This window comes from Methylocystis sp. B8 (assembly GCF_005771425.1).
Lineage (GTDB): Bacteria > Pseudomonadota > Alphaproteobacteria > Rhizobiales > Beijerinckiaceae > Methylocystis.
Map to the genome: position 1 here is coordinate 636,848 of NZ_VBTZ01000001.1, position 23,997 is coordinate 660,844.

The 23,997-nt window shown below is 61.3% G+C and carries 25 protein-coding genes and 1 riboswitch; of the genes, 18 read left to right on the forward strand and 7 right to left on the reverse strand.

Annotated features, from left to right (window positions below; genetic code table 11):
- Positions 1 to 4 precede the first annotated feature (4 nt).
- The gene (locus FEV16_RS03000; RefSeq protein WP_138166100.1) at positions 5 to 190 is read right to left on the reverse strand and encodes a CbtB domain-containing protein; all 186 of its coding nucleotides are present in this window, start codon (positions 188 to 190) and stop codon (positions 5 to 7) included.
- A 49-nt stretch (positions 191 to 239) separates the two neighbouring features.
- A riboswitch (cobalamin riboswitch) is annotated at positions 240 to 435 on the reverse strand.
- 49 nt (positions 436 to 484) lie between these two features.
- Here FEV16_RS03000 and cobO point away from each other — a divergent pair.
- The 3 genes from cobO (at position 485) to FEV16_RS03015 (ending at position 2,492) form a co-directional block, all read left to right on the forward strand.
- Positions 485 to 1,105: a cob(I)yrinic acid a,c-diamide adenosyltransferase gene (gene cobO / locus FEV16_RS03005; protein WP_138166461.1), complete on the forward strand. Its 621-nt coding sequence runs from the start codon at positions 485 to 487 to the stop codon at positions 1,103 to 1,105.
- 198 nt (positions 1,106 to 1,303) lie between these two features.
- On the forward strand, positions 1,304 to 2,347 hold the full coding sequence (locus FEV16_RS03010; protein ID WP_138166101.1) for a sterol desaturase family protein: 1,044 nt from the start codon (positions 1,304 to 1,306) through the stop codon (positions 2,345 to 2,347).
- The gene (locus tag FEV16_RS03015; protein WP_246657139.1) at positions 2,286 to 2,492 is read left to right on the forward strand and encodes an EamA family transporter; all 207 of its coding nucleotides are present in this window, start codon (positions 2,286 to 2,288) and stop codon (positions 2,490 to 2,492) included. Before FEV16_RS03010 ends, FEV16_RS03015 begins: the two co-directional genes overlap by 62 nt.
- 146 nt (positions 2,493 to 2,638) lie before the next feature.
- On the opposite strand, the gene FEV16_RS03020 is transcribed toward FEV16_RS03015, so the two are convergent.
- On the reverse strand, positions 2,639 to 2,830 hold the full coding sequence (locus FEV16_RS03020; protein ID WP_138166102.1) for a hypothetical protein: 192 nt from the start codon (positions 2,828 to 2,830) through the stop codon (positions 2,639 to 2,641).
- Between the two features lie 412 nt (positions 2,831 to 3,242).
- Between FEV16_RS03020 and FEV16_RS03025 the strand changes: the two genes are divergently transcribed.
- Both FEV16_RS03025 and tsf read left to right on the forward strand, forming a co-directional pair.
- Positions 3,243 to 4,298, forward strand: a complete 1,056-nt coding sequence (locus FEV16_RS03025; RefSeq protein WP_138166103.1) for a 30S ribosomal protein S2 — start codon at positions 3,243 to 3,245, stop codon at positions 4,296 to 4,298.
- Positions 4,299 to 4,387: 89 nt separating this feature from the next.
- On the forward strand, positions 4,388 to 5,314 hold the full coding sequence (gene tsf / locus FEV16_RS03030) for a translation elongation factor Ts (protein WP_138166104.1): 927 nt from the start codon (positions 4,388 to 4,390) through the stop codon (positions 5,312 to 5,314).
- A gap of 46 nt (positions 5,315 to 5,360) precedes the next feature.
- Here the strand turns inward: tsf and FEV16_RS03035 are convergent, their stop codons facing one another.
- Both FEV16_RS03035 and FEV16_RS03045 read right to left on the reverse strand, forming a co-directional pair.
- Complete coding sequence (locus tag FEV16_RS03035; protein ID WP_138166105.1) at positions 5,361 to 6,890, reverse strand: tetratricopeptide repeat protein; 1,530 nt, start codon at positions 6,888 to 6,890, stop codon at positions 5,361 to 5,363.
- A gap of 334 nt (positions 6,891 to 7,224) precedes the next feature.
- Entirely contained in the window at positions 7,225 to 7,671 is a 447-nt protein-coding gene (locus FEV16_RS03045; protein ID WP_138166107.1) for a hypothetical protein, read from the reverse strand.
- 229 nt (positions 7,672 to 7,900) lie between these two features.
- Here FEV16_RS03045 and FEV16_RS03050 point away from each other — a divergent pair, with 229 nt between their 5' ends.
- Both FEV16_RS03050 and FEV16_RS17120 read left to right on the forward strand, forming a co-directional pair.
- The gene (locus tag FEV16_RS03050; protein WP_138166108.1) at positions 7,901 to 8,197 is read left to right on the forward strand and encodes a hypothetical protein; all 297 of its coding nucleotides are present in this window, start codon (positions 7,901 to 7,903) and stop codon (positions 8,195 to 8,197) included.
- 189 nt (positions 8,198 to 8,386) lie between these two features.
- Positions 8,387 to 8,497, forward strand: coding sequence for a hypothetical protein (locus FEV16_RS17120; protein ID WP_246657181.1), 111 nt, complete (start codon positions 8,387 to 8,389; stop codon positions 8,495 to 8,497).
- Positions 8,498 to 8,604: 107 nt separating this feature from the next.
- Here the strand turns inward: FEV16_RS17120 and FEV16_RS03060 are convergent, their stop codons facing one another.
- Positions 8,605 to 9,573, reverse strand: a complete 969-nt coding sequence (locus FEV16_RS03060) for a DUF2971 domain-containing protein (RefSeq protein WP_138166109.1) — start codon at positions 9,571 to 9,573, stop codon at positions 8,605 to 8,607.
- A gap of 385 nt (positions 9,574 to 9,958) precedes the next feature.
- Between FEV16_RS03060 and pyrH the strand changes: the two genes are divergently transcribed.
- The 11 genes from pyrH (at position 9,959) to lpxB (ending at position 21,942) form a co-directional block, all read left to right on the forward strand.
- The gene (gene pyrH / locus FEV16_RS03065; RefSeq protein ID WP_138166110.1) at positions 9,959 to 10,687 is read left to right on the forward strand and encodes a UMP kinase; all 729 of its coding nucleotides are present in this window, start codon (positions 9,959 to 9,961) and stop codon (positions 10,685 to 10,687) included.
- A gap of 157 nt (positions 10,688 to 10,844) precedes the next feature.
- Positions 10,845 to 11,405 (forward strand): ribosome recycling factor, encoded by a 561-nt coding sequence (frr, locus tag FEV16_RS03070; protein ID WP_138166111.1) that lies wholly within the window; start codon positions 10,845 to 10,847, stop codon positions 11,403 to 11,405.
- Positions 11,406 to 11,572: 167 nt separating this feature from the next.
- Complete coding sequence (locus FEV16_RS03080; protein WP_138166112.1) at positions 11,573 to 12,352, forward strand: isoprenyl transferase; 780 nt, start codon at positions 11,573 to 11,575, stop codon at positions 12,350 to 12,352.
- The gene (locus tag FEV16_RS03085) at positions 12,349 to 13,227 is read left to right on the forward strand and encodes a phosphatidate cytidylyltransferase (RefSeq protein ID WP_138166113.1); all 879 of its coding nucleotides are present in this window, start codon (positions 12,349 to 12,351) and stop codon (positions 13,225 to 13,227) included. The genes FEV16_RS03080 and FEV16_RS03085 overlap by 4 nt, the downstream gene beginning before the upstream one ends.
- Positions 13,228 to 13,237: 10 nt before the next feature.
- Positions 13,238 to 14,488, forward strand: a complete 1,251-nt coding sequence (gene dxr, locus FEV16_RS03090; protein WP_138166114.1) for a 1-deoxy-D-xylulose-5-phosphate reductoisomerase — start codon at positions 13,238 to 13,240, stop codon at positions 14,486 to 14,488.
- A 49-nt stretch (positions 14,489 to 14,537) separates the two neighbouring features.
- Positions 14,538 to 15,692: an RIP metalloprotease gene (locus tag FEV16_RS03095; RefSeq protein ID WP_138166115.1), complete on the forward strand. Its 1,155-nt coding sequence runs from the start codon at positions 14,538 to 14,540 to the stop codon at positions 15,690 to 15,692.
- Positions 15,693 to 16,001: 309 nt separating this feature from the next.
- Positions 16,002 to 18,320, forward strand: a complete 2,319-nt coding sequence (gene bamA / locus FEV16_RS03100; RefSeq protein ID WP_138166116.1) for an outer membrane protein assembly factor BamA — start codon at positions 16,002 to 16,004, stop codon at positions 18,318 to 18,320.
- Between the two features lie 82 nt (positions 18,321 to 18,402).
- Positions 18,403 to 19,461 (forward strand): UDP-3-O-(3-hydroxymyristoyl)glucosamine N-acyltransferase, encoded by a 1,059-nt coding sequence (lpxD, locus tag FEV16_RS03105; protein ID WP_138166117.1) that lies wholly within the window; start codon positions 18,403 to 18,405, stop codon positions 19,459 to 19,461.
- A gap of 53 nt (positions 19,462 to 19,514) precedes the next feature.
- Positions 19,515 to 19,979, forward strand: coding sequence for a 3-hydroxyacyl-ACP dehydratase FabZ (gene fabZ / locus FEV16_RS03110; protein ID WP_138166118.1), 465 nt, complete (start codon positions 19,515 to 19,517; stop codon positions 19,977 to 19,979).
- A gap of 22 nt (positions 19,980 to 20,001) precedes the next feature.
- Entirely contained in the window at positions 20,002 to 20,793 is a 792-nt protein-coding gene (lpxA, locus tag FEV16_RS03115) for an acyl-ACP--UDP-N-acetylglucosamine O-acyltransferase (RefSeq protein WP_138166119.1), read from the forward strand.
- Positions 20,794 to 20,799: 6 nt separating this feature from the next.
- Complete coding sequence (gene lpxB, locus FEV16_RS03120) at positions 20,800 to 21,942, forward strand: lipid-A-disaccharide synthase (RefSeq protein WP_138166120.1); 1,143 nt, start codon at positions 20,800 to 20,802, stop codon at positions 21,940 to 21,942.
- A gap of 18 nt (positions 21,943 to 21,960) precedes the next feature.
- Here the strand turns inward: lpxB and ssb are convergent, their stop codons facing one another.
- Positions 21,961 to 22,464, reverse strand: coding sequence for a single-stranded DNA-binding protein (gene ssb, locus FEV16_RS03125; RefSeq protein ID WP_138166121.1), 504 nt, complete (start codon positions 22,462 to 22,464; stop codon positions 21,961 to 21,963).
- Between the two features lie 212 nt (positions 22,465 to 22,676).
- Positions 22,677 to 23,993, reverse strand: coding sequence for a C4-dicarboxylate transporter DctA (dctA, locus tag FEV16_RS03130; RefSeq protein ID WP_138166122.1), 1,317 nt, complete (start codon positions 23,991 to 23,993; stop codon positions 22,677 to 22,679).
- Between the last annotated feature and the right edge of the window lie 4 nt (positions 23,994 to 23,997).

Here is a 23,997-nt window from a genome sequence, read left to right on the forward strand (position 1 = left end):
CGGCCTAGTGGCAGGGGAAGGAGAGCGCGTGGCGCGTGTCATGCGCCGCGTCGTGCACGCTTTCGGGATAGGCGAAGCCGGCAAGCCAAACGAGGCCGAAGCCCAGAACGAGCGCGACGGCGGCGGCCTTTAGCGCCTCGAGCCTTGAAGGCGCGAGGACGGTGGAATTGACGGACGACTTGGCGTTCATATCGGTCTCCTTGCCGCCCCACCGGCGGCGATGCGATGCGCGGAGCGATCTAAAAGATCGCCATGACGGCAGGTCTCCTGGCTCCCGGGTCGTCGAACCGCGCCGCCTTCCCAAGCGTCACGCTCAGTGGCCGATGGCGCGGACCTTGCCGGCTACAGTTGCGGGGGCAGCCGCGGAAATGGGCTAACGCCCGCGCCGCGTTCCCTTTTCACTTCTTGCGAAGGACCGTCCCGACTAGTCATATGCGCGGCTCTTGCTTCCGTCAAACGGGCAAAGGAGCGCCTTGTGGCCGAAATGAACGAGGACGACGAGGCGCGGCGGCATCGTCTCAAAATGGAGAAGCGCAAGGCGGTTCAGGACGCAGAGGTCGCCGGCAAGACTATTGCGCGCAAGGGCCTGCTGATGGTCCACACCGGCGCCGGCAAGGGCAAGTCGACCGCGGCCTTCGGACTGGCGCTGCGCGCGCTCGGCCATGGCTGGAAAGTCGGCGTCGTTCAATTCGGCAAGGGCCAATGGCGCACGGGCGAGCGCAACATGCTGGAGAAGCTCGGCCAAGAGTTCGGTCAAGTTTCCTGGCACACGCTCGGCGAGGGGTTCACCTGGGAGACCCAGGACTGCGCCCGCGACGAAGCGGCGGCGCGGCGCGCCTGGGACAAGGCGCGCGAACTGATGGACGATCCCGAGGTTCGTTTGCTCGTGCTCGACGAACTGAACATTTCCTTACGCTATGAGCATTTGCCGCTGGACGAGGTGCTGGACGCGCTCACCGCGCGCCGCGACGACCTCAACGTCGTCGTGACGGGGCGCAACGCCAAGCCGGAGCTCATTGCAGCGGCCGATCTCGTCACGGAGATGACGCTGGTCAAGCATCACTTCGCGGCGGGGGTTAAAGCGCAGGAAGGGATTGAATTCTAGTCTCGAGCGTGAGCGCCAAGCCTGACGGCGCGTCGCTCTTGGCAGCGGCTCGGGTAGCGAATACGCTTTGCAGGCAGGCGGTCGCGTGATCAAAGGGGGCGCGCGCCGGCGCCGCGCAAGCGCTGGACGAGAAAGAGGCTGCCCAGGCGCGTTAGAATCCCTGCCGAATTCTCAAAGTCGTCTGGACCGAAAAGCTCGATGGACATTAACGACGCGCTCCGCTTTTCCGTTGCGAGGATATCCAACGAGTTGTTTTCGGCGGGCTCGATTTTTTCGGTCTATTCCCTGGCGACGACATTTCTCATCGCCGTTTGCGCGCTAGCCTATCAGCGCAAGATGCGCCGCGGACGCGTCAATCTAAGGGTTATCGCTCGCGCAATCTTCAACAAGAGAATCCTGCTCACGAAGTCGTCTGCTGCGGACGTTAAGCTCTTCTTCCTCAGCGTCGTTCTCATGCCGGTCGTGGTGGGCGCTCTCGTCATATCGACGAACGCCGTCGCCATCGTGGTCAGCGGGGCGTTGAACGGTTTGGTTGGCGCGCGCGCGCCGATTGCGTGCTGTGATCTGTCGATAAAAGTCTTTTCCACCGTCGTGTTGTTTCTGGCGTATGAGATCGGCTATTGGGTCGATCACTATCTCAAGCACCGGATCCCGTTTTTATGGGAGTTCCACAAGGTGCATCACACGGCGGAGGTGCTCACGCCGGTCACGAACTTTCGCAACCATCCGATCGACAACATATTTTTTGGCTACATGCTGGCGACATTCATTGGCGCGGCGTCGGGCGTATTGGCCTGGGTCTTCGGGCGAACCACAGAGTCGTTCACGGTCGACGGGAAGAACATCCTTTTCATCTTCTTCCTTTGGACGATCGGACATCTTCAGCATTCGCAGTTCTGGATTCCGTTTCGCGGCGTCCTGGGAAACATCATCTTGAGCCCCGCGCATCACCAGATTCATCATTCGACGGACCCTAAGCATTTCAATCGCAATTTCGGCAGCGTCCTTGCTATTTGGGATTGGATGTTCGGATCGCTCGAGATTCCCTCGACGACGAACCCGCGCCTTAAATATGGAGTCGTGGAAGAAGGCGCGGATCCGCACTCGGTGGTCGGCATATTAGCGACCCCGATTGTTAGAGCCGCTGCGGCGCTCTGGCGCGCGCCCGCTGAAATAGGGAATGCCTGGATGGAGCGAATGGAACAGCGTCGTCAGGAGTCCAAGAGCACAAGCATATCATGAGCCGCCTCCGCGCCTGCTGCTCGTGCTGGCCGCGCTGATTTGGGGCGCGGCCTTCATCACTCAGAAAAATGCTGGCGAACTTATGGGTCCGATCAGCTTCGTCGGCGTGCGATTTTTGCTGTCGTGGATCGCTAAGGCGCGTTAGCAGTCCAAAAAGGCGGAAGCCGACGCTCGATCATGTCGAGAACGTCGGCTCCAAAATGATCTGCGCCGTCGCCGGGCCGATCGTCCTCCCTAACAGACAAGGCCGGGAGCTCGCGCGCCCGGCAAGTCGTTCGGCAGGGGTATTTCTTACTGAATCATGCGGGCAGTAGAGCCAACGCCTTCGCCTTGCATGCCGTTGCGGTTACCCGTGCCGTTGGTTCCTTCGGGAGAAATCCAGTCCGGAACCCAGGTCAGAGCGACGATGACGAAAGCGACGAAAGCGGCGACCCAAAGCAGCATCTTGCCGATATCGCCGGAGTTGTGAACGTTGACGGCCATGCGTTTTCCCCCTGTTCTTGATTTTACGTGAATGCTTGCCGCATCGAGAGTGAGCCTAGCTTGTTTCCAGGCGGATGGCAATGCGCCCCTGAGCGGCCTGAAACGCGGGTCAAAAAATCTATATTTCTATTTGCATACAAAATGTTAACATGCGACAACTGGTCGCGGACAGCTGTAAGAATATTAGTCTCTTTTCGTCGGTTCGAAGACCCGCGCAAGCGCCGCCTGAGTCGGCTTGAACTGTTGCGTGGGCTTGGCTGTTACAGCCCTTGCCGAACTTAGGCGCATCGCCTATAAGCGCGCCATTCCACAGGCGAGAGTTATGCGGCGTCTGCCTCAAGACGTCGCTCCGGTGGCCGGTTCTCCGGCCTCTTTCATCTTTCGCCGAGGCTCAACCGGAGAAACGACAAAAATGGCTCTGCCCGATTTCACTATGCGCGGCCTGCTCGAGGCCGGCGCCCACTTCGGCCATCAGGCGCATCGCTGGAACCCGAAGATGGCGCCCTATATTTTCGGCGCCCGCAACAACATCCACATTATCGATCTCGCCCAGACGGTGCCGCTGCTGCATCAAGCGCTGAAGACGGTTTCGGACACCGTCTCCAAGGGCGGACGCGTGCTGTTCGTCGGCACCAAGCGCCAGGCGCAGGAGCAGATCGCCGACGCCGCCAAGCGCAGCGCGCAATATTACATCAACTCCCGCTGGTTGGGCGGCACGCTCACCAATTGGAAGACGATCTCTGGATCGATCAACCGGCTGCGCAAGCTCGATGAACAGCTTTCGGCCGGCGCTTCGGGCATCACCAAGAAAGAGCGGCTGCTCTTAACCCGCGAGCGCGACAAGCTCGAAAAGGCGCTGGGCGGCATCAAGGATATGGGCGGCACGCCGGATCTGATCTTTGTGATCGACACGAACAAAGAGCAACTCGCGATCAAGGAAGCTAATCGCCTCAAGATCCCGGTCGTCGCGGTGCTCGACACCAATTGCGACCCCGACGGCGTCAGCCATCCGATCCCGGGCAATGACGACGCCGGCCGCGCCATCGCGCTCTACTGCGATCTCGTGGCGCGAGCCGCCATCGACGGCATTTCGCGCAGCCAAGGCGCGATGGGCGTCGACATTGGCGCGGCGGAGACCCCGGAAGTCGAGCCGGCCGTCGAAGCGGGCCCGGTCATCCGCGAAGATTTGCGCACGGCCGAGGAGGTCGCCGCCGGCGATGTGGAGGCGCCCAGCGAGGCGTTCGAACTTCTGTCGGCGCCGCGCGGCGCTCCGGACGATCTCGCCAAGCTGCACGGCGTCGGCCCGCAGCTTGTCAAGAAACTGAACGACGCCGGCGTTTATCATTATTGGCAGCTTGCCGCGATGACTCCGGCGGATGTCGAAAAGCTCGACGGCGAATTGAAGTTGAACGGCCGCATTGCGCGCGACGGCTGGGTCGATCAGGCGAAGGCGCTGCTCGCCGCGTAATTCGATCTATCACGTCCGATGCTTAAGACGCGCGCGCCGGTCCAATGGGCCGGCGTCGTCGCATGACCCCTTGAGAAGGAATTTCGACCATGGCTACGATCACCGCCGCTCTTGTGAAGGAACTGCGCGAGAGCACCGGCGCGGGCATGATGGATTGCAAGGCGGCGCTCACGCAGACAGACGGCGACTTCGACGCTGCGGTCGACTGGCTGCGCAAGAAGGGCCTTTCCAAAGCCGCGAAGAAGGCCGATCGCGTCGCCGCCGAAGGTCTCGTCGCCGCGGTTGTCGCGGACAAGAAGGGCGTCGTCGTTGAGGTGAATTCGGAGACCGATTTCGTCGCCCGCAACGGCGACTTCCAGACGCTCGTCAAGAACATCGCCGAAGTCGCGCTCAAAAGCGGCAAGACCGACGTCGAAGCGCTCGGCAAGGAAGCCTATCCCGGCGGTGGAACGGTGAGCGAAGCGATCACCAACGCCATTGCGAGCATCGGCGAGAACCTGACGCTACGTCGCGCCGCCGCGCTCAGCGTCGGCGAGGGCGTCGTCGGCCGCTATGTGCATTCGCAGGTCGTCGATGGCCAGGGCAAGATCGCGGTGATCGTCGCGCTCGAGTCGAAAGGCGACAAGGAGGTGCTGGCGACGCTCGCGCGTCAGCTCGCGATGCATGTCGCCTCGGCCAATCCGCTGGCGCTCGACGCATCCGGCCTCGATCCGGCGACGGTCGAGCGCGAGAAGAAGCTCCTTGCCGAGAAGAACGCCGGCAAGCCGGAGAACGTGCTGCAGAAGATCATCGATTCAGGCCTCAAGACCTACGCCAAGGAGGTCTGCATGGTCGATCAGGTCTCCAACCATCCTGATCACAACAGCAAGACTGTCGCGCAGGCGGTCAAGGAGTTAGAGGGCAAGGCGGGCGCGCCGATCGCCATCAAGGGCTTCGAGCGTTACGCGCTCGGCGAAGGCATCGAGAAGCAGACGAGCGACTTCGCCGCCGAGGTCGCGGCCGCCGTGAAGGGGTGATTTTTCTGAGCGCGATCCTCTCACACGAGAGAGGATCGGCTAATTTTCAGCGCTTAAGACGTTTGGTCTGCTGAGCGGTACCAATCGGTTTGTTTTGATTGTGCTTTTTGACAAGGGCGTCTTTAAATTTGGACCGAAACTCAGAATTAAGCGGCTCCAACTCGACCGCCCTTCTGAATTCGGCGATGGCCTCTTCGTGCTTGTCTGCATCAGTAAGAGCATTGCCAAGAATAATGTAGAGCCATGTATATTTCGGGTTGAGCACGATAGCCTTTTTATATTCGCCGATGGCCTCCCCGAGTTTCTTTTGTATTTGGAGAACGACGCCGAGTTTGTAGTGAAAATCAGCGTCTTTCGGAAGGAGCTTGATTGCCTTCTTTATTTCGATAGTGGCTTCGCCGAAGTTCTCTTGGCTCGCCAGAGAAACGCCGAGGTTATAGTACGCAGCGTCATTGCTCGGATTAAGCTCGATGGCCTTCTTGAATTGCACGACGGCGTCACTGAACTTCTCTTGTTGTTGCAAAGCATTGCCAAGGTTGTTGTAGTAGGCGGCAACTTTAGGAGCGAGTTCAATCGCCTTCTTAAATTCGACAATAGCCTCGTCAAGTTTTTCTAGATCCGCGAGAACAATGCCGAGCATGTTACGGGGCAAAGCGGATTTTGAATCACTCCAGCCACCAAATATCCCCGCAATTAATGCCGGGACCTCGAACGGGAACTGCCGCTTTCTTTCGAAAGCGATCGCTTTTTCGCACTCCAAGAGCGCTTCGTTAAAGTCGCGTTTTTTCTCCACGAGATCACACAATAAAGTATGCGCCCAAAAACCCCCTACTTCGCTGTTCGGTTCGCGTTCTATGATTTTGTTCGCCAATTCTATGCTCTTATTTGGATCAGAGTCATAATATGAGGCTGCTAACAAATAGGTATCCGCAGCATCCAAAATTTCGCGCGCTGCTGTGTCCATTATCCTAGAAATTTCTTTATGCCCCGATGGAGCGCTCACGACTAGAGACGTCTTGTCGTTAGCAATTTTCAATTGCAGTTTATATTGATCGCCCTCGATGCTTATCCCGCCTGTGGCTTGCCAGCGATTCGTCAGTCCAAACAGTTTGCGGACCTGAGCAGCAATGGTTTCCACCGACAGCCCGGTGCGAGGCACGACAATGTCCGGGATATCGGATCGTCCTGCTACATCCGCAGACTTTTTGGCAGACTTCGCGTCTGCGACGACCTTGTTAAGAGCCGCTCGCAATTCATTCGCCGCGATCTCGCTCGTATAACCGCTTTTCTCCAATGTTTCAGGAACGGATATCGGAGAGATGGCGATGGTCGGTTGCATGACCCCATCATAAAGTAACATACTGGCGCCGATAAAGATCGCGGTGCCGACAACGTTAAGTAGCAAATTCCTTAAGCTCGTCCACCAGCCGACTACGCGGGCCAATAGAGAAGGTTTGGTTGGTGCGACGGGTGGCTCAGTCTCTGGCTTTGTCGTGAGTCGCGCCGCCCACTCAACCCGGCGCTTGGCTTCCATTCGTGCAACGAATGGATCAACAGGCCGAAAACGCCTATTCATGAAACGATTTCCAACTCAGCAGTATAAATTGCTACTACGTTAGCGCTCGGAGGATCATTGGACAATATGGAGCCTTTGCGGGGTCGCGGCCGCAGCGCAGGGGTAAGTCATTCCTTCTCCGCTCTCCGCGCTCGTTGGACTCCGTTGAACCCGGCCTTTTTTATTCCGCGAAATCTCTCCGCGTCATGCCCGGCCTTGCGCCGGGCATCCACGCCGGGTCTACGCAACGGCGTCGCGTGGATGGCCGGGACAAGCCCGGCCATGACGCCCAAAAGTCCGGCGAGCAAGCCATTCGTTCTCGGCGGCGCACGCTAAAGAGTGAACGAACGCGCCGTCACCCCTGATATTTGTAAAGCCCGCGGCCGGTGCGCTGAATCGCGCGGGCTTGCGTCATGCGCGACAGGATCACGGAGAGATTGCCGGGCGAGACGTCGATGCCGTGATCTTCTAAGGTGATCTGCAATTCGCGCACGGAAGCCTCGCGCTCGCGCAGCGTGGCCAGGATCAGCTCCTGCGCCGCGGCGGCGCCCGAGTCCCGCGGTCCGGCGTCGCCGACGCGGGAGGGGAAGTCTACAACAACATTAGAGGGCCCGGCGCCGCGCAGCTGCGCCGAGAGCGTGCGCGCGGCTTCCATGATGTAGCCCTCGACCTGATCGGGATAGTAAGCATTTTCCAGTTTGGCGATGGCGGTCGCAAGGGCGTAGGGTTGCTCCAGAGCCTTGGCCAGCTCTTGTTTGAGCATTGAAACCATACGCTGTTCGCTGAAGTCTGTTGTAGACATCACCGGCTCTTCGTCGCTTTGAGGCGACATTGTTGGCAACTCTTAACAAAACCTTACGACCTAAGGACCAACGAATCAATATTTCCGAGGGTTGAACGTCGAATTGCCGACAAAAATGGTTAATGGAAGCTTTCTTGGATTGACGGCATTCGCATTTGTTGTAATGTAATGTTTGGATGGCGGTCTTGTTGAAATGTTCAATCGGCGCCGCCCGACAGGAGTAAGCGTCATGAGCGCCTCGACCGAAGCCTCCTTTCATCGTGTGTCGTCCCGAACCGCCATGGACCTGCTGAGCTCTCTCACGCCGCGTCTGCGCCTCGCCGGCCGCCGACAGCGCGTCGGCGCCGTCACCGTCTGGGACGGTCAGGCCGGCTTTCGCCTGCCGTCGGCGGGCCGCAACTGCTTCCGCCTCGGCGTCTATGTGACGTTCCGGCGCGGCCCTGACGATGACGATCCCGACGGCCGCCCGCCCGCCGCGGCCGCGCGGCCGGCGCCGCCCGGGGTTGGGGACGGTGGCGGCGATTAACTTGAGGAGAGCAGACGCCTCGAAGGCGCGGGACCAATCTTTACGCGCTGTTCTTGATTACCAAAGCGGCCCTGCCGTACCTACGCCCGGGTTCGTCGATCATCAATACGAGTTCGATCGCCGCCGCCGAGCGGCGGGCAGTTCCCGGATCACCTTGCCGACTTAGGCGCCGACACGCCGCTCGGCCCGCTGGGCCAGCCAGCGGAGATTGCTCCCCTTTGTGTTCTGCTCGCGTCAAGCGAAGCGAGCTTCGTGACAGGTCAGGTGTTTGGCGCGCCGGGTAGAGACGTCGGGCCTTAAGTTAGCCGAATGGCGCGTTCACTGCGAAGTGCGCACATGTTGAAGGCGGGTGTCGCCAAAACCTCTGCCTTTTGCAAGACACGCAACTCATTATGGGACTTTGTGGTTCATACTGCCTTGTAAGGAATTTTTGAATGAAACGGTTCAAAGACCGTGTCATGAAAAGAACGGAGACAGTCCGCCGCAAACTGAAAAGCCTTTTCGCGATCAGCCGCAGGCCCGATGACAATTTCTTTGAGCGCCCCTGCCGCTGCGCTCCGCCAGTCAAATTCCCTATACTTGACCAATGAATAGGGACGACTCCTTAATTTTACCTCTGGAGGGGGCACGTCCGCCCTGTGTATTTGCAAGAACCTGTATTCGGTCTCGTTTTTGTAAGCTTCATGTTTAAAAAAAAGCACAGAACGCAAAGCGTGGATAGCAAACAAAACATAAAGCTCGCTGATGTATTCACGAATGCCTTCCGACGACAAGCCCCTGCCGTACGGCAGAGATAGCAAAGGGAACATTCTTTCAACAAGCTGCATGTGCAACTCGACAAGCTTACTGTCGTCATAGGTGATCGGAAATGTGCAATTGTTTGGGATCGGCACATCGCTTTCTTTCGTGAAGGCTTTTTCTAGCTCTTTGGCATCAAAGCCGAGTGCGTAGCCTCGCCCGTTGTCAGCGTAAGCTCGCCACTGCCCCAGATCGTCGCCAGTCGAACTGAACGAACTGACAAAATAATGAGCGGCGGCTTGGATTCCGCCTTGCACAAGGAGCGCCTCAATTTGCTGAGCGAATAGCTTGCTTGGCGGAGGACCATCAACCGCCTTGCTGTTCAGAATCTTGACCACATGTGAAAAACCGTAGCTCAATTCTGATGGGTCATTGAGATTGAAAATATCTGTGAGCCAAATATTCCCAGTTTCCAAAATACCTCTTAAACCAACATCATTTGTATAGTGATAGATGATTGACGGCGGTGGTGAAGCCTCTATTGTTCCAACAAATGAAGCGATGATTTGACCTGCTTCATGGTCAAACTTTTGAAGCTTCGCTCTCATGTCGGGCGGCACAAAGTCTAGATCAGTCATCGTTGTCCAAACCTCGAAATCGTACTCTGCGAAACATTGAACCGCCGCGCAAGGTCGGCTTGCGCGGCTGCGCCATGTGTAAGAGCTTTGCGCGCCTCCTCGCGCTGCTTTCGGGTGAGAGCAGAGGGTGTGAATCGCGCAGCAGCCCTGCGCATGGTCAAGGCACACTCCTGCTAAGCAGTATCAACGACCCGCGGCCGCGGTCGGCGCAGACATCGCGATGGCAGGTTCGATAGGTTCGCGCGGCTGACCGGCATGTTGCAGCAAGCCGATGATCGCTCCTCCTGCGCCACTTGGTGCCTGAGCGCCACGACCCCTCACTTGCCGGCGCGGCGCGGCGTCCCTATGAAGATTGCGCTCCGCCTCAGCCAGCGAGATTCGCCTCATGTCCGACCAAACGTCGACGCGAAAATTCAAGCGCGTGATCGTCAAGCTGTCCGGGGAGGCGCTTCAGGGCGCGGCCCCGCATGGTCTCGACGCAACGACGCTGGCCCGCATCGCCGCCGATCTCGCGACAGCCGCGGCGGCAGGACATGAGATCGCCGTCGTCGTCGGCGGCGGCAATTTCTTTCGCGGCATCAAAGGCGCGGACACCGGCATCGAACGCGCGCGCGCCGATTCGATCGGCATGCTGGCGACGGTGATGAACGGCTTAGCGCTCGAGCAGGCGGTCGAAGGGCAGGGCCGTCCGGCGCGCTGCCTATCTTCAGTGCCGATGCCGTCCGTATGCGAATCCTTTTCGCGCCGCGCGGCCTTGCATCATCTCGCGAAGGGGCGGGTCGTCATCGCGGCCGGCGGCACCGGCAATCCGTTCTTCACCACGGACACCGGCGCTGTGCTGCGCGCCGCGGAGCTCTCGGCCGACGCCGTGCTCAAGGCCACTCAGGTCGACGGCGTCTATACGGCCGATCCAAAACGCGATCCGAGCGCAAAGCGTTACGATCGGTTGCGCCATGACGAGGCGATCGCCCGCAATCTGGCGGTGATGGACACCGCAGCCTTCGCGCTCGCCCGCGAGAACAAGATTCCGATTCTTGTCTTTTCGATCGCCGAGGCGGGCGCAATTGACGCGGCGCTTTCCGGCAAAGGGCGCGCTACCCTCGTCGCGCCGTAAGGCCCTTTCGCGCGCGGCGGGAAATCGTGCAATAAATCCTGCGCCGCCGAGCCGAAGGCGGAGGCGTGCGCCGCTTTCGCTACGCCAAGTTTGAAAGCATCAAGAAGCCGCGCCGCGTTGGGCGACAGCGGCGAGAGATCAAAGACAGGTTGCACATATGACGGAAACTTTTGACCTTGCGGATTTGAAGCGCCGCATGCAGGGCGCGATCGCGACGCTCAAACACGAATTTGGCGGGCTTCGCACCGGACGGGCGTCGACGAGCCTGCTCGATCCGGTTCATGTCGACGCTTATGGGCAGGTTTCGCCGCTCAATCAGGTGGCCACCGTCAGCGTGCCCGAGCCCCGCCTTATTTCAGTTCAGGTTTGGGACAAGGCGCTGGTCATCGCCGTTGACAAGGCGATCCGCGAAGCCAATCTCGGTCTTCAGCCGACGGTCGAAGGACAGATCCTGCGCATACGCATGCCGGAACTAAATGAGCAGCGGCGCAAGGAACTTGTCAAAGTCGCGCATAAATACGCCGAGGAGGCGCGGGTCGCCGTGCGCCATGTGCGCCGCGACGGCCTCGACATTCTCAAGAAGTTGCTCAAGGATCACGCCATTCCCGAGGATGATGAGAAGCGCCACGAACAAGAGGTGCAGAAGGCGACTGACGAGATGGTGAAGGAGATCGACGCCGCGCTCGCCGCCAAGGAAAAGGAAATCATGCAGGTATAGAGCGCGGCTCGCGAAAAAGTGGAACCCGGTTTTTCGCGTAAAGCGCGCTCTAAACTTTTGGAATCGATCACGTCATCTACATTTGGGCGATTCCGCCCAAATGCAGCGTGATCTAGGACGCTGCGGCGTCGCCAGCTGCAGGTCCGACGGCCGTTCGGAACCCGAGTATGACGGAAAGCGACATTTTGGAGGAGGAGACGAACGCGCGGAACGCGCGCGCGGCGCCGCGTCATGTCGCGCTGATCATGGACGGCAACGGCCGTTGGGCGGCCAAGCGCGGCCTGCCACGCTTCGAAGGGCATCGGCGCGGCGTCGAAGCTTTGCGCCGGGCCGTGCGGGCATCGACCAAGCTTGGTATCGGCTATCTGACCGTTTATTCCTTTTCTGCGGAAAACTGGACGCGCCCGCGCGAGGAGGTCGAAAGCCTTCTCACGCTGCTGCATCGATTTATCCGTAACGATCTTGCGGAGTTGCACGCCAATAACGTTCGCGTGCGCGTCATCGGGGCGCGCGCCGACCTCGCGCCGGACATCTCAGATCTGCTGCGCGAGGCCGAGCAGGTGACGCAGGCGAACACGGGGCTCACCCTCGTCGTTGCGTTCAACTATGGCGCACGGCAGGAGATTGCGGCGGCCGCGCGCGCGCTTGCGGAAATGGTAGCGCAAGGCCGGCTGTCGCCCGAAGAGATCGACGCCGACGCGATTGCGCGGCGGCTCGACACTGCGGACATTCCCGATCCCGACCTCATCATCCGCACGTCGGGCGAGCAGCGGCTGTCGAATTTTCTGCTGTGGCAGGCGGCTTATGCTGAATTCGTCTTCCTGCCGATTCTCTGGCCGGACTTCGACGAAGCGGCGCTTGCCGCCGCGATCGCCGAATACGCGCATCGCGATCGCCGTTTTGGCGGACTTGAGGCTGCTGCGCGCAGCGCTAAGACCGCTTCATGACGGCGAATCCCAGGGAACGGATCGTTGGCAAAGCGGAACGGTCGCTCGGGCCCGCCGGAGGCTTCGGCGATCTTGGACCGCGCGTCGGCTCTGCTGCGGCGATGGTCATCGCGGCGCTTGGAACGCTCTATGTCGGCGGCGATATCTTCGCGCTTTTCTGGCTCGCCGCCGCCTTCGCCGTGAGCTGGGAGTGGCAAAATCTCATAGGCGGCGAGGGCCGCGCGGCTCGAATTGCCATTGGCGGCGCGGCGGTCGCCGCGGCCACGGCGTTCGGGCGCGCTTCAATGCCCGGCGCCGCCGCCCTTGCGATTGCGGTTCTCGCCCTGGCGGGCGCGGCCGTCGCGGGCGCTGAACGTCGACTCTGGGCGGCCGCCGGCGTCGTCTACGCCAGCGCGCTCGCCTTTTCAGTATGCCTTTTGCGCGAATCTCCTGCTGTCGGCGCGCTCGCCATCGCATTTCTATTCGCCGTGGTGTGGGGAACCGATATTTTTGCCTATTTCGGCGGCAGGCTGATCGGCGGACCCAAGCTTTGGCCGCGCGTATCGGCGGGAAAGACCTGGTCGGGCTCGATCACCGGCGTCGTTTCTGGCGCATTGTTTGGCGTCGCCGCAGTCTATTTCGGCGGTGGTCCACAACTTGCGAGTTGGCGTGTCTTCTTGGTGGGTCTCGCCGCCGCCGCTTTTTCCCAAGTCGGCGATCTTTTTGAATCTTCGGTCAAACGCCGCTTCGGCGTAAAGGATTCGAGCCGGCTCATTCCGGGCCATGGCGGCATGATGGATCGGCTCGACGGCTTCATCTTCGCCAGCGTCTTCGCGGCGATGGTAGGGTTGTTGCGCGGCGCGCCGTCGGTGGCCGCGGGTCTTTTCTTCTGGTAGGGCGGAGCGGATGGCATCAGGAAACGGACAGGTCCACGCTCACGCCCCGGCGCAATCGCGTGCGCGCGCTCCGCGTCGCATCGTTCTTTTGGGCGCGACGGGCTCGATTGGCCGTTCGACGGTCGATCTGCTCGAGCGCGATCCGGAAGGATTTTCGGTTTCGGCCGTGGCCGGCGGACGCGACGTCGAGGCGCTCGCACGGGTCGCCCGTGCCGTGAAGGCCGAATTCGCGGCGATCCGCGACGAGAGCGCCTATGTGGCTCTCAAAGAGGCGCTCGTCGGGACCAACACTCAGGTCGCTGCGGGACGAGAGGCGGTCATCGAGGCCGCGCTGCGCGACGCCGACCTCGTCGTCTCCGCCATCGTCGGCGCCGCCGGCGTGGAGCCAACCTACGCCGCGCTCGCCGCGGGCCGTGACGTGGCGCTCGCCAACAAGGAATGCCTTGTTTGCGCCGGCGGGCCCTTCATGCGAATGGCGGCGGAGATGGGCGTGCGGCTGCTGCCGATGGACAGCGAACACAACGCCATCTTCCAGGCGCTTGGCGGCGAGGATCCATCCCGCATCGAGCGCATGATCATCACAGCCTCCGGCGGCCCTTTCCGCACCTGGAGCAAGGAGCGCATCGCCGCGGCGAGCGTCGAGGAGGCGCTCAATCATCCCAATTGGGCCATGGGCCCGAAAATCACCGTCGATTCCGCTGGCATGATGAACAAGGGCCTCGAACTCATCGAAGCTCACCATCTCTTTGGCGTGCCAACCGAAAAGCTCGAAGTCGTCGTCCATCCGCAATCGATTGTGCATGGCCTTGTCGCCTTTTCCGACGGCTCGGTGACGGCGGGAATGGCCGCGCCGGACATGCGCACGCCGATCGCCCATTGTCTCGGCTATCCCGATCGGTTAACGACGCCGACGCCGCGCCTCGATCTGGCGAAAATCGCCACGCTGACGTTTGAAGCGCCTGATTTCGATCGTTTTCCGGCGCTGAGACTGGCGCTTGACGCTTTGCGCATGGGCGGCGGGTTGCCGACCGTGCTCAACGCCGCCAACGAAATCGCCGTTGAAGCTTTCCTCGATCGGCGAATTTCCTTCGACGGGATTTCTCGCCACGTAGCGGAGGCTTGCGAGGCGGCGCTACGCGACGGAAGCGCAAATGCGCCCGAAAGCGTTGAGGACGCCCTCGCCGTGGACCATATTGTCAGAGAGCGATCACGATTGGCCTTGGCCGGGCGCGTCGCCTCGGGCATGCTGACGCTTCAGTGAACGTGGCGTGCGCCGCAGATGGCGCAAGCGAGACCCGTGAGACAGCGCTTTGCTAAACCTCCTGACGACCTTCGCCTTCTACCTCATCCCCTTCGTGCTGGTCCTGACGCTGGTGGTGTTTGTGCACGAATTCGGGCACTTCATCGTCGGCCGCTGGTGCGGCGTGAAAGTGGACGCTTTCTCGATCGGCTTCGGTCCTGAACTCTGGTCCCGGGTGGATCGCCTCGGCACGCGCTGGCGCATCGCCGGCATCCCGCTTGGCGGCTATGTCACCTTCCATGGAGACGCAAACGCGGCGAGCGCGCCGGACCCCGCTGCCGTGCGCGCGATGCCGGAGGCCGAGCGCAAGGTCACCTTCGCCGCCCAGTCGGTTGGGAAGCGCGCCGCCATCGTATTCGCAGGGCCTTTCGCGAATTTCGTCCTAGCGATCGCGATTTTCGCAATTCTTTTTGGCGTTTACGGGCGCACTGTCTACGCGCCGCGCGTTGGCTCGCTTACGCCCGGCGGCGCCGGCGCCGCGGCCGGCTTCATGCCTGGGGACCTGGTGCTCACTGTGGACGCCGAGCCGATCGATTCCTTCTCGAAACTACAGGAAATCGTTTCAGGCTCAGCGGATAAGAAGCTCGTCTTCGTGGTTCAACGCGGCGATCAGGAACTGACCATTCCCGCCGTTCCCGCTTTGCGGGAAGTCGAAAGCGCGATCGGCAAAGTCCGTATCGGGATGCTGGGCATTCAGGCGTCGAAGGCCGCCGCCGACATTCGCCAGGAACGCTACGGACCTGCCGACGCAGTGGCGATGGGCGTGCAGGAAACCTGGACGGTCGTGCGCCGCACGGGCTCTTACATCGGCGGACTTGTTACGGGTCGCGAAAGCGCCGATCAGCTTTCGGGGCCGATCGGCATTGCGCAAGTCTCGGGACAAATGGCTCAGGCGGCTTCCAAGGTCGGCATGGCGCCCCTGCTGAGCCTCATCGCGATTCTCTCCGTGTCGATCGGCCTGCTCAATCTTATGCCGGTGCCGCTGCTTGACGGCGGCCATTTGCTGTTCTTCGCGATTGAAGCGGCGCGCGGTCGAGCGCTTAACGAGCGCGCGCAGGAAGTCGCATTCCGAGTGGGCCTCGCCATGGTGGGCGCGCTGATGATTTTCTCGACTTACAACGACATCGCGCGGCTCATTCACAAGCTCACGGGCTCCGGCTCCTAATCGCAGCGGCTGCCGCTGACGCGGCGCACACGCGCCGCCACGGAAGGGCGCGGCTCCCGACTCAATTTGGACATGTTCTCAGTTGCGCGCCACGTCTTAACCATGCGCTGACCATGAATCGTGGCTTTAACGTCACGCCTTCGACAAATCGCGGAAACCACATTTATTCTGCATTTGCAGGGTGGGTTAAACCCTGTAGAAGGAATCGCATAACGCTGGCGAGGCGCGCGCGTCGCCAGCGGTTTTACGATGAAGTTTGCGCCGCGGTGTGGGCGGCGACATTGCGACGAGGACGAGGACCTGCTTTACATGCGCTCAATCGGCGGCATTTGGAAATCTTCGTTCTTTTTTGCGGTTCTTGCCGCCATGCTGGTCCTAAGCGTTCCGGCATTCGCCGCGCCCGATATCAATCGCGTCGCATTCGAGGGCAACAGCAAGGTCAAGACGGACGTCCTGCAGGAGCAGGTGCGCTCGCGCGCTCACGCCGCCTTCAATCCGCAGGTCGCTGATTCTGACGTCGCGCGGTTGATGGAAGTTTATCGCCGGTCTGGCCGCGCCGCCGCGAAGATAAGCTACCGCACCGTGGAGCTGCCGAACGGACGAGTCGACCTCGTCTTCACTATCGTCGAAGGCGACAAAACCGGCGTCAAGGAAATCCGATTCGTCGGCAATGAAGTTTATTCTACGCGTCGTCTCGTCGGCATGATGGAGACGACGGAGATGAACTTCCTGTCGTTCATCAAGACGAGCGACGTTTACGATCCGGACCGCATCGCCGCGGACCTCGAACTGATTCGCCGCTTCTATCTCAAGAACGGCTACGCCGATTTCCGCGTGATCAGCTCTGATGCGCAGTTCGATCCGTCGGTCGGCGGTTACATCATCACCATCGTTGTGCACGAAGGGCCGCAGTATCGTGTGTCCGCCGTCAGCGTCGAATCTCATCTGCCGGACGTGGACGGGGCCGCGTTAACCGATTACCTGCGCATTGGGCCGGGCGACGTCTACAACGGCGACGCGGTGGAGAAAACCGTCGAGGCGCTGACGCGCGAGATCGCCAGGAAAGGATACGCCTTCACCCAGGCGCGCCCGCGCGGCGAGCGCAATCCTGCGGATCAGACGGTGGCGATCCAATTCCTTCTTGAGGAAGGGCCGCGCGTCTACATTGAGCGGATCAACATCCGCGGGAACACGCGCACGCGCGACTACGTCATCCGCCGCGAATTCGATATTGGCGAGGGCGACGCCTATAATCGCGTGCTCATCGATCGGGCTGAGCGTCGATTGAACGGCCTCGGCTACTTCAAGAAGGTGAAGATCACGAATGAGCCGGGCTCCGCGCCTGACCGCGTGATTCTGAACGTCGATGTTGAAGATCAGCCGACTGGCAACTTCGGCATCTCGGGCGGCTATTCGACGAACCAGGGCTTCATCGCCGAAGTGTCGGTGTCGGAAAGCAACTTCATGGGCCGCGGCCAAGCGGTTCGCCTTTCGGTGCAGGAAGGCCAGATCGCTCGCGGCGTCACGTTCAGCTTCACCGAGCCCTATTTCCTCGACCAGCGCATCGCCGCCGGATTCGACGTCTTCGCGCGCCGTCAGGACGCTTATAGCTACTCGATCTACAGCTCGACCTCGGTCGGCGGCACGGTGCGCTTCGGCGTTCCGATCACTGAGGAGCTCTCCTTCTCGCCGCACTATTCAATCTACCAGACGACGATCTCGATCCCGAACGACTCTAGGCGCCCGTACAACGACTGTTTGATCCCGGTGCCTGGGTATACGCCGGGATTCAGCCCATTCTTCCCGCAACCGGGTTATCCGAACCTGCTCGTGAACTGTCAGTCGAACGGTGAAGCCTCGCTCGCGATCAAGACTTCGCAGGGCACGTTGCTGACCTCGCTTATCGGCTACCAGCTGAATTACAACTCAATCGATAACTTCAAGAATCCTCATAACGGCTGGCTGGCGACGTTCGGCCAGGACGCGGCGGGCCTTGGCGGCGGCGCGCATTATCTGCGCACGACCGGCGACATCCGCTACTTCCGTGAGATTCCCTATCTCGATGACGTCGTCGGCATCGCTCGTCTGCAGGGCGGCGATCTGTCGACCTTCGGCGGCTACAAGGCCCGTATTCAGGACAATTTCAATCTCGGCCCGAGTCTGGTGCGCGGCTTTGCGCCGGGCGGCATTGGCCCGCGCGACTCCAATATCCTGACGAACTTCACCAACAACCGCGGCAATTCTCTCGGCGGCTCCGACTATGTCGGCGGGTCGCTCGAAGTTCAGTTCCCGATCTGGGGCTTGCCGAAGGATCTCGGGCTGAGGGGCGCCCTCTTCGCCGACGCCGGTTCGCTGTGGAATTTTCGCGGACGGACGAATTACGCCAATAACCTTCCGACCATTCCGGGCGTGACCTGCATCGGCGCCTATACGCCTCAGGCGGGCTTCGGCCAGGGCAACTGCGTTGTGCCGATCGCGAACAGGTTCGCGCTGCGCTCGTCAGTCGGCGCTTCGGTTCTATGGAATTCGCCCATGGGACCGATTCGCTTCGACTATGCGGTCGTGACCTCGAAGGTCTATGGCGACATCACACAGGCCTTCCGCTTTAGCGGCGGCACTAACTTCTGATGGGTGAACAGGATCGCCGGGCGAGTTGCGCCCGGCGGATGGTTGAACGCTTGGCTGGCGTCGTCGCTCAGGGCGTCGGATAGTGAGCGCGGCGGCTTTCTTTCCTTTGGCGCGTCCCACCCACTTGAGCCAGATTGCTCAGATCGCGGGGGCCGAAATTCGCGGACGCGAATCCGTGTCGGGCGAGGCTGCGCCGCCCGTCATCATCGGCGTCGCGCCGCTCGATTGGAGCAGGCCGGGCGATCTTTGCTTTTACGACAATCCGCGCTATCGCAACGCGCTGTCGGAATGCCGCGCGACCGCATGTTTCCTGCGCGAGCGGCATCTTGCGCTGCTTCCTAAGTCCGTCATCGCGCTCGTCGTCGACGATCCGCAACGCGCCATGACGCTGGCGACGGCGCATCTCTTTCCGGAGGCGCTGCGACCCGAGTCTCTGTTTCAATCCAGCGGCGTTTCTCCAGGCGCCGCCGTGCACCCTGAGGCGCGACTCGAACCTGGCGTCATTGTCGATCCGGGCGCCGTAATCGGGCCAGGCGCTGAGATCGGCGCGGGAACGATCGTCGGACCTCAGGCGGTGATCGGCCCCTATGTGCGCATCGGGCGCGACTGTTCGATCGGCGCGCATGTGAGCCTCACTCATGCGCTGATCGGCGATCGTGTCGTGATCCATCCTGGCGCGCGGCTAGGGCAGGACGGCTTCGGTTTTGCGCCGACGCGGCAAGGCTATCTCAAAACGCCGCAGATCGGTCGCGTCATCGTGCAGGACGACGTCGAGATCGGCGCCAATACGACGATCGACCGCGGCGCCTCGCGCGACACGATCATCGGCGAGGGAACCAAGATCGACAATCTCGTGCAGATCGGCCACAACGTGGTGATCGGCCGGTTTTGCGCGATCGTCGCTCAGTCCGGCGTCGCCGGTTCTTGCGAAATTGGCGATTTCGTCCAGCTTGGCGGACAGTCCGCTGTCGCGGGCCACATCACAATCGGAGAAGGCGCCGCGGTCGCGGCCAAATCCGGGGTGATGCGCGACGTGGCGGCTGGAGAACGGGTCGGCGGCGCCCCCGCGCGACCCCTGCGGCGGTTTCTGCGCGGCGCGGCGCTGCTTGACCGACTCGCGCGCAAGGACAAGCCGACGTAAGACAATCGAAGAAAACAAGCATGGCGATCGCCTTGCTTCAGAAGGAGGAAACAATGGTCGAGGCCGCGGCCGGCGCGACTCTCGAGAGCGCCGACATTTTGCAGATCATGCGGTGTCTGCCGCATCGCTATCCGTTCTTGCTGATAGATCGTATCATCGACATCCGCGGCGACGAATCGTGCATCGGCGTAAAAAACGTCACGATCAACGAACCGCAATTCCAGGGGCATTTTCCCGAGCGGCCGGTGATGCCAGGCGTGCTGCTGATCGAAGCAATGGCGCAGACGGCGGGCGTTATCGCGGCGCGCGCGCAAGGCGAAGTCGATCGTCCGCGGCTCGTCTATTTCGCGACGATTGACAGCGCCAAGTTTCGCAAGCCGGTCACGCCCGGAGATCGCGTCGAATTCCACATGACGAAGACCGCGCAGAAGCGAAACATCTGGTGGTATTCCGGGCGGGCCCTCGTCGAGGGAACCCTCGTCTGCGAGGCGCAAATCAGCGCCATGATGAGCGTGTGACGTCGCTGCGGCGAATGCGACAATGAACCCTTCGGTTCATCCGTCCTCTGTCGTCGAAGAAGGCGCGCGGCTCGGCGCCGACGTGACCGTCGGTCCCTTCTGCCATATCGGCGCCGGCGTCGAGATCGGCGCCGGCTCGACTCTCCGGTCCCACGTGGTCGTTGGCGGTCGGACGCGCATCGGCGCCGGCGCCCGAATCTTCCCCTTCGCCGCGATCGGGCTGCCGTCGCAGGACATCAAGGCGGCGCTGGCGGACGGCGAACTGACGATAGGCGAAGACTGCGTCATTCGCGAAGGCGTAACCATCAACGCCGGCGTGGGCGAAGGCACGCGCATCGGCGCGCGTTGCGTATTTCTCGCTTCCTCGCATATTGCGCATGACTGCCGGCTTGGCGACGACGTGATATTATCCAACCAGGTTCTGCTTGGCGGCCATGTCGAGATCGGCGATTGCGCAATGATTGGCGGCGCGACGGCGATACATCAGAATGTGCGCATCGGCGCGCATGCCTTTGTCGGCGGCCTCGCAGGTGTCGAAGGCGACGTCATTCCCTTCGCGATCGCTTCGGGAAACCGGGCGCATCTTTTCGGCCTCAATGTTGTCGGCCTGCAGCGGCGCGGCTTTGCGACGGCGCGCATCGAGCGGCTGCGTCGCGCCTACCGCTTGCTCTTTGCGCGAGAAGATGCGCGCGTGCTCAGCGAACGCATTGAAATCTTATCGCGAGATTTTGCTGGCGATGCGGATGTCGCCGCGATGCTCGATTTTCTGCGCGCGCCTTCGACGCGCCCGCTGTGCGCGCCTCGGGCGCGCTGAAGTCTTATGAAAGCGCCACGCATCTTTCTTGTCGCGGGCGAAGCCTCTGGCGATCAGCTTGGCGCAGCCTTGATGCGCGCGTTGCGCGCCGCGCGTCCGGAAATCGTTTTTGCGGGCGTCGGCGGCGAGGCGATGGCGAACGAGGGTCTCGCTTCGCTCTTTCCGCTTGCGGACATCTCGGTGATGGGCCTCATTCCAGTCCTGGCGCGTCTGCCGCGGCTCATGAGACGCATCGATGAGGCGGCGCGCGCGGTCGCTGATTGGGCGCCGGACTGTCTTGTCATTATTGACGCGCCAGATTTCACCCATCGCGTCGCGCGCCGCGTACGCGCCGCCCGACCGGATCTGCCCATCATCGACTATGTCAGCCCAACCGTCTGGGCGTGGCGACCGGGTCGAGCGCGCGCGATGCGGGATTATGTTGATTGCGTTCTGGCGTTGCTGCCATTCGAACCGCTCGCGCATGCGCGACTTGGAGGACCGAGATGCGTCTATGTCGGGCATCCGCTCGTCGAGCGGCTCAATGAGTTGACTACGCATGCTCCTGACCGAGATGGCGCTCGATCGCTGCTCGTTCTGCCGGGGTCACGCCTTGCCGAGGTGCGACGCATGACGCCAATCTATGGCGAGACGCTGGCGCTTCTTCTCCGCGAACGCGCTGATTTCGACGTCGTCATCCCCGTCGCGCCGAATATGAAGCGGGCGTTGCGCCACGAATTACGCGGCTGGCCGGTGACGCCGCGTCTTATCGGCCAGTCTGAGAAATTCGACGCATTTCGAAAGGCGAGCGCCGCGCTCGTCACGTCCGGTGCGGCCACGCTGGAATTGGCGCTCGCCGAAGTTCCAATGGCGGTCGCCTATAAGGTCTCGCGCGCTGAATCATTGTTGCGCTTTCTCATCAAGGTCGATTCGATCGTGCTTCCCAATCTTATCGTCGGCGAAAAAATCGTGCCGGAATTTCTGCAGGAGGCGGCGACTCCGCGCGCGCTTGCCCAGACCTTGCGGCCGCTGTTGCAGGAGAGCGCCGCGCGCGAGGCGCAACTCGCTGCATTCGAACGCGTTCGCGCGCGCCTGCTGGAAGCAGGCCGAACGCCCAGCGCTCGGGCGGCTGAGATCGTCCTTGAATATGCGTCGCGCTGTCGCGTGTAAGACGCCGCCGCACTCGGATCAGAACGGAATATCGTCGTCGAGTTCGTCGGAGAGTTTGCCGGCGGGCGCGGGACGCCTTTCGACGGGCCCGCGCTCCATGGGCGAGGAGCGGCCAAACGATCCGCCGCTCTGGCCGTAGCCGCTGTCGTAATCGCCTTCGCCGCGTCCGCCTTTACTGTCGAGTAAGGTCAACTCGCCGCGAAAACGCTGCAACACGACGTCGGTCGCCTTGCGCTGATTGCCGTCCTTATCCGTGTATTCCCGGGTCTGCAACTGGCCTTCGAGATAGACCTTGGAGCCCTTGCGGCAGTATTGCTCGGCGATCTTGCCGAGATTCTCGTTAAAGATCGAGATATTGTGCCACTCGGTCCGGTCCTTGCGCTCGCCGGTATTGCGGTCGCGCCAAGACTCGGTCGTCGCCAGCGAGAAGGAGACGACGCGATCGCCCGACGGCAGCGTTCGCACTTCTGGATCGCGGCCGAGATTGCCGATCAGGATCACCTTGTTGACGCTGCCCGCCATGTCGCTCTCCACTTGCTCAAAACGCTGGCACTCTAGTGCAAAGGCCCGTCCGCTGGCGCGCTGGCGCGGCTTGTCCACAGATGATGTAGTCCCGCCGCGGCGCTCGGAACGTTCGACGTTTGTTCTAGCATTGCCGCCAACATCGTGCAAGCAAAGGGGAATTTTGTTCCGCTTTTCCGAAGCTTAGCTGTTACGTGATCTCGCGCCTCGCCTCACTCTGTCGCGACGCCCGTCTCGACATCGGACACATCGATTTTACGGGCGAGCCCCGCGGTCAGTCTTGCGCGGTCGAGTTCGCCCTCCCAGGCGGCGATGACGATTGTCGCGACGCCGTTGCCGATGAAATTCGTCAGCGCGCGACACTCGCTCATGAATTTGTCGACGCCAAGCACGAGCGACATGCCGGGCGCGAGTTGCGGATCGACCGCCATCAAGGTGGCGGCGAGCGTGATGAAGCCTGCGCCGGAAACGCCGCTCGCGCCCTTCGAGGTCAGCATCGCGACGATGAGGATCGTCGCCTGATGCGAGAAGTCGAGCTCGACGCCCATGGCGCGCGCGATGAACAGCGTGGCGAGCGTCATATAAATGTTGGTGCCGTCGAGATTGAAGGAATAGCCCGTCGGCACGACGAGTCCGACGACAGACTTCGAGCAGCCGAGCCATTGCAACTTCTCCATCAAAGCGGGCAGGGCGCTTTCCGAAGACGAGGTGCCGAGCACGATCAGCAGCTCGTCGCGCAGATAGGCGACAAGGCTGAAGATGTTGAAACCGGCCGCGCGCGCGATGGCGCCGAGCACGAAGACGATGAAGAGCGCAGCCGTGAGATAGAACAGGCCGACGAGTCCTGCGAGCGACAGTAGCGCGACGGAGCCGTATTTTCCGACCGTATAGGCCATGGCGCCGAAAGCGCCGATCGGCGCCGCTTTCATGATGATGGCGATGACGCCGAACATGGCGTGGCCGACATCGTCGATAATCACCCGCAGCGCGCGGCCGCGTTCGCCGAGCGTCAGGAGCGCAAAGCCGAAGAGCAGCGAGAACAGCAGCACTTGTAGAATGTCGCCCTTGGCGAAAGCGCCGATCGCGCTGTCGGGAATGATGTCGAGAAGAAAATCGACGGCGCTGCGTTTCTCCGCGAGGGCCGTATATTTGGAGATCGCGGACGCGTCGGGCGTTCCCCCGAAACCAGCGCCGGCCTGTGAAAGATTGCCGACCAGCAGTCCAAGCGCGAGAGCAAATGTCGAGACGATCTCGAAATAGACAAGCGCTTTGAGACCGACGCGGCCTACCTTGCGCGCGTCTTCGATATGAGAGACGCCGGAGACGACCGTGCAGAAGATGATCGGGGCGATCGCCATTTTGATGAGCTTGACGAATCCGTCGCCAATGGACTTCACCCAGTCTTGCGCGGCGGCCTCCGGCGCGAGCCAGCCGAACAGCGCTCCGAGCGCAATTGCCGCGAGCACCTGGACATAGAGATGGCGGTAGAGGGCTTTCCCCTCCTTAGGTCTAAGATTGTACTTCAACACAGTC

Coding starts and splice junctions, on each gene's coding strand:
- FEV16_RS03000 (WP_138166100.1), bottom strand. CDS start 190: ATGAACGCCAAGTCGTCCGTCAATTCCACCGTCCTCGCGCCTTCAAGG.
- cobO (WP_138166461.1), top strand. CDS start 485: ATGAACGAGGACGACGAGGCGCGGCGGCATCGTCTCAAAATGGAGAAG.
- FEV16_RS03010 (WP_138166101.1), top strand. CDS start 1,304: ATGGACATTAACGACGCGCTCCGCTTTTCCGTTGCGAGGATATCCAAC.
- FEV16_RS03015 (WP_246657139.1), top strand. CDS start 2,286: ATGCCTGGATGGAGCGAATGGAACAGCGTCGTCAGGAGTCCAAGAGCA.
- FEV16_RS03020 (WP_138166102.1), bottom strand. CDS start 2,830: ATGGCCGTCAACGTTCACAACTCCGGCGATATCGGCAAGATGCTGCTT.
- FEV16_RS03025 (WP_138166103.1), top strand. CDS start 3,243: ATGGCTCTGCCCGATTTCACTATGCGCGGCCTGCTCGAGGCCGGCGCC.
- tsf (WP_138166104.1), top strand. CDS start 4,388: ATGGCTACGATCACCGCCGCTCTTGTGAAGGAACTGCGCGAGAGCACC.
- FEV16_RS03035 (WP_138166105.1), bottom strand. CDS start 6,890: ATGAATAGGCGTTTTCGGCCTGTTGATCCATTCGTTGCACGAATGGAA.
- FEV16_RS03045 (WP_138166107.1), bottom strand. CDS start 7,671: ATGTCTACAACAGACTTCAGCGAACAGCGTATGGTTTCAATGCTCAAA.
- FEV16_RS03050 (WP_138166108.1), top strand. CDS start 7,901: ATGAGCGCCTCGACCGAAGCCTCCTTTCATCGTGTGTCGTCCCGAACC.
- FEV16_RS03060 (WP_138166109.1), bottom strand. CDS start 9,573: ATGACTGATCTAGACTTTGTGCCGCCCGACATGAGAGCGAAGCTTCAA.
- pyrH (WP_138166110.1), top strand. CDS start 9,959: ATGTCCGACCAAACGTCGACGCGAAAATTCAAGCGCGTGATCGTCAAG.
- frr (WP_138166111.1), top strand. CDS start 10,845: ATGACGGAAACTTTTGACCTTGCGGATTTGAAGCGCCGCATGCAGGGC.
- FEV16_RS03080 (WP_138166112.1), top strand. CDS start 11,573: ATGACGGAAAGCGACATTTTGGAGGAGGAGACGAACGCGCGGAACGCG.
- FEV16_RS03085 (WP_138166113.1), top strand. CDS start 12,349: ATGACGGCGAATCCCAGGGAACGGATCGTTGGCAAAGCGGAACGGTCG.
- dxr (WP_138166114.1), top strand. CDS start 13,238: ATGGCATCAGGAAACGGACAGGTCCACGCTCACGCCCCGGCGCAATCG.
- bamA (WP_138166116.1), top strand. CDS start 16,002: ATGCGCTCAATCGGCGGCATTTGGAAATCTTCGTTCTTTTTTGCGGTT.
- fabZ (WP_138166118.1), top strand. CDS start 19,515: ATGGTCGAGGCCGCGGCCGGCGCGACTCTCGAGAGCGCCGACATTTTG.
- lpxA (WP_138166119.1), top strand. CDS start 20,002: ATGAACCCTTCGGTTCATCCGTCCTCTGTCGTCGAAGAAGGCGCGCGG.
- lpxB (WP_138166120.1), top strand. CDS start 20,800: ATGAAAGCGCCACGCATCTTTCTTGTCGCGGGCGAAGCCTCTGGCGAT.
- ssb (WP_138166121.1), bottom strand. CDS start 22,464: ATGGCGGGCAGCGTCAACAAGGTGATCCTGATCGGCAATCTCGGCCGC.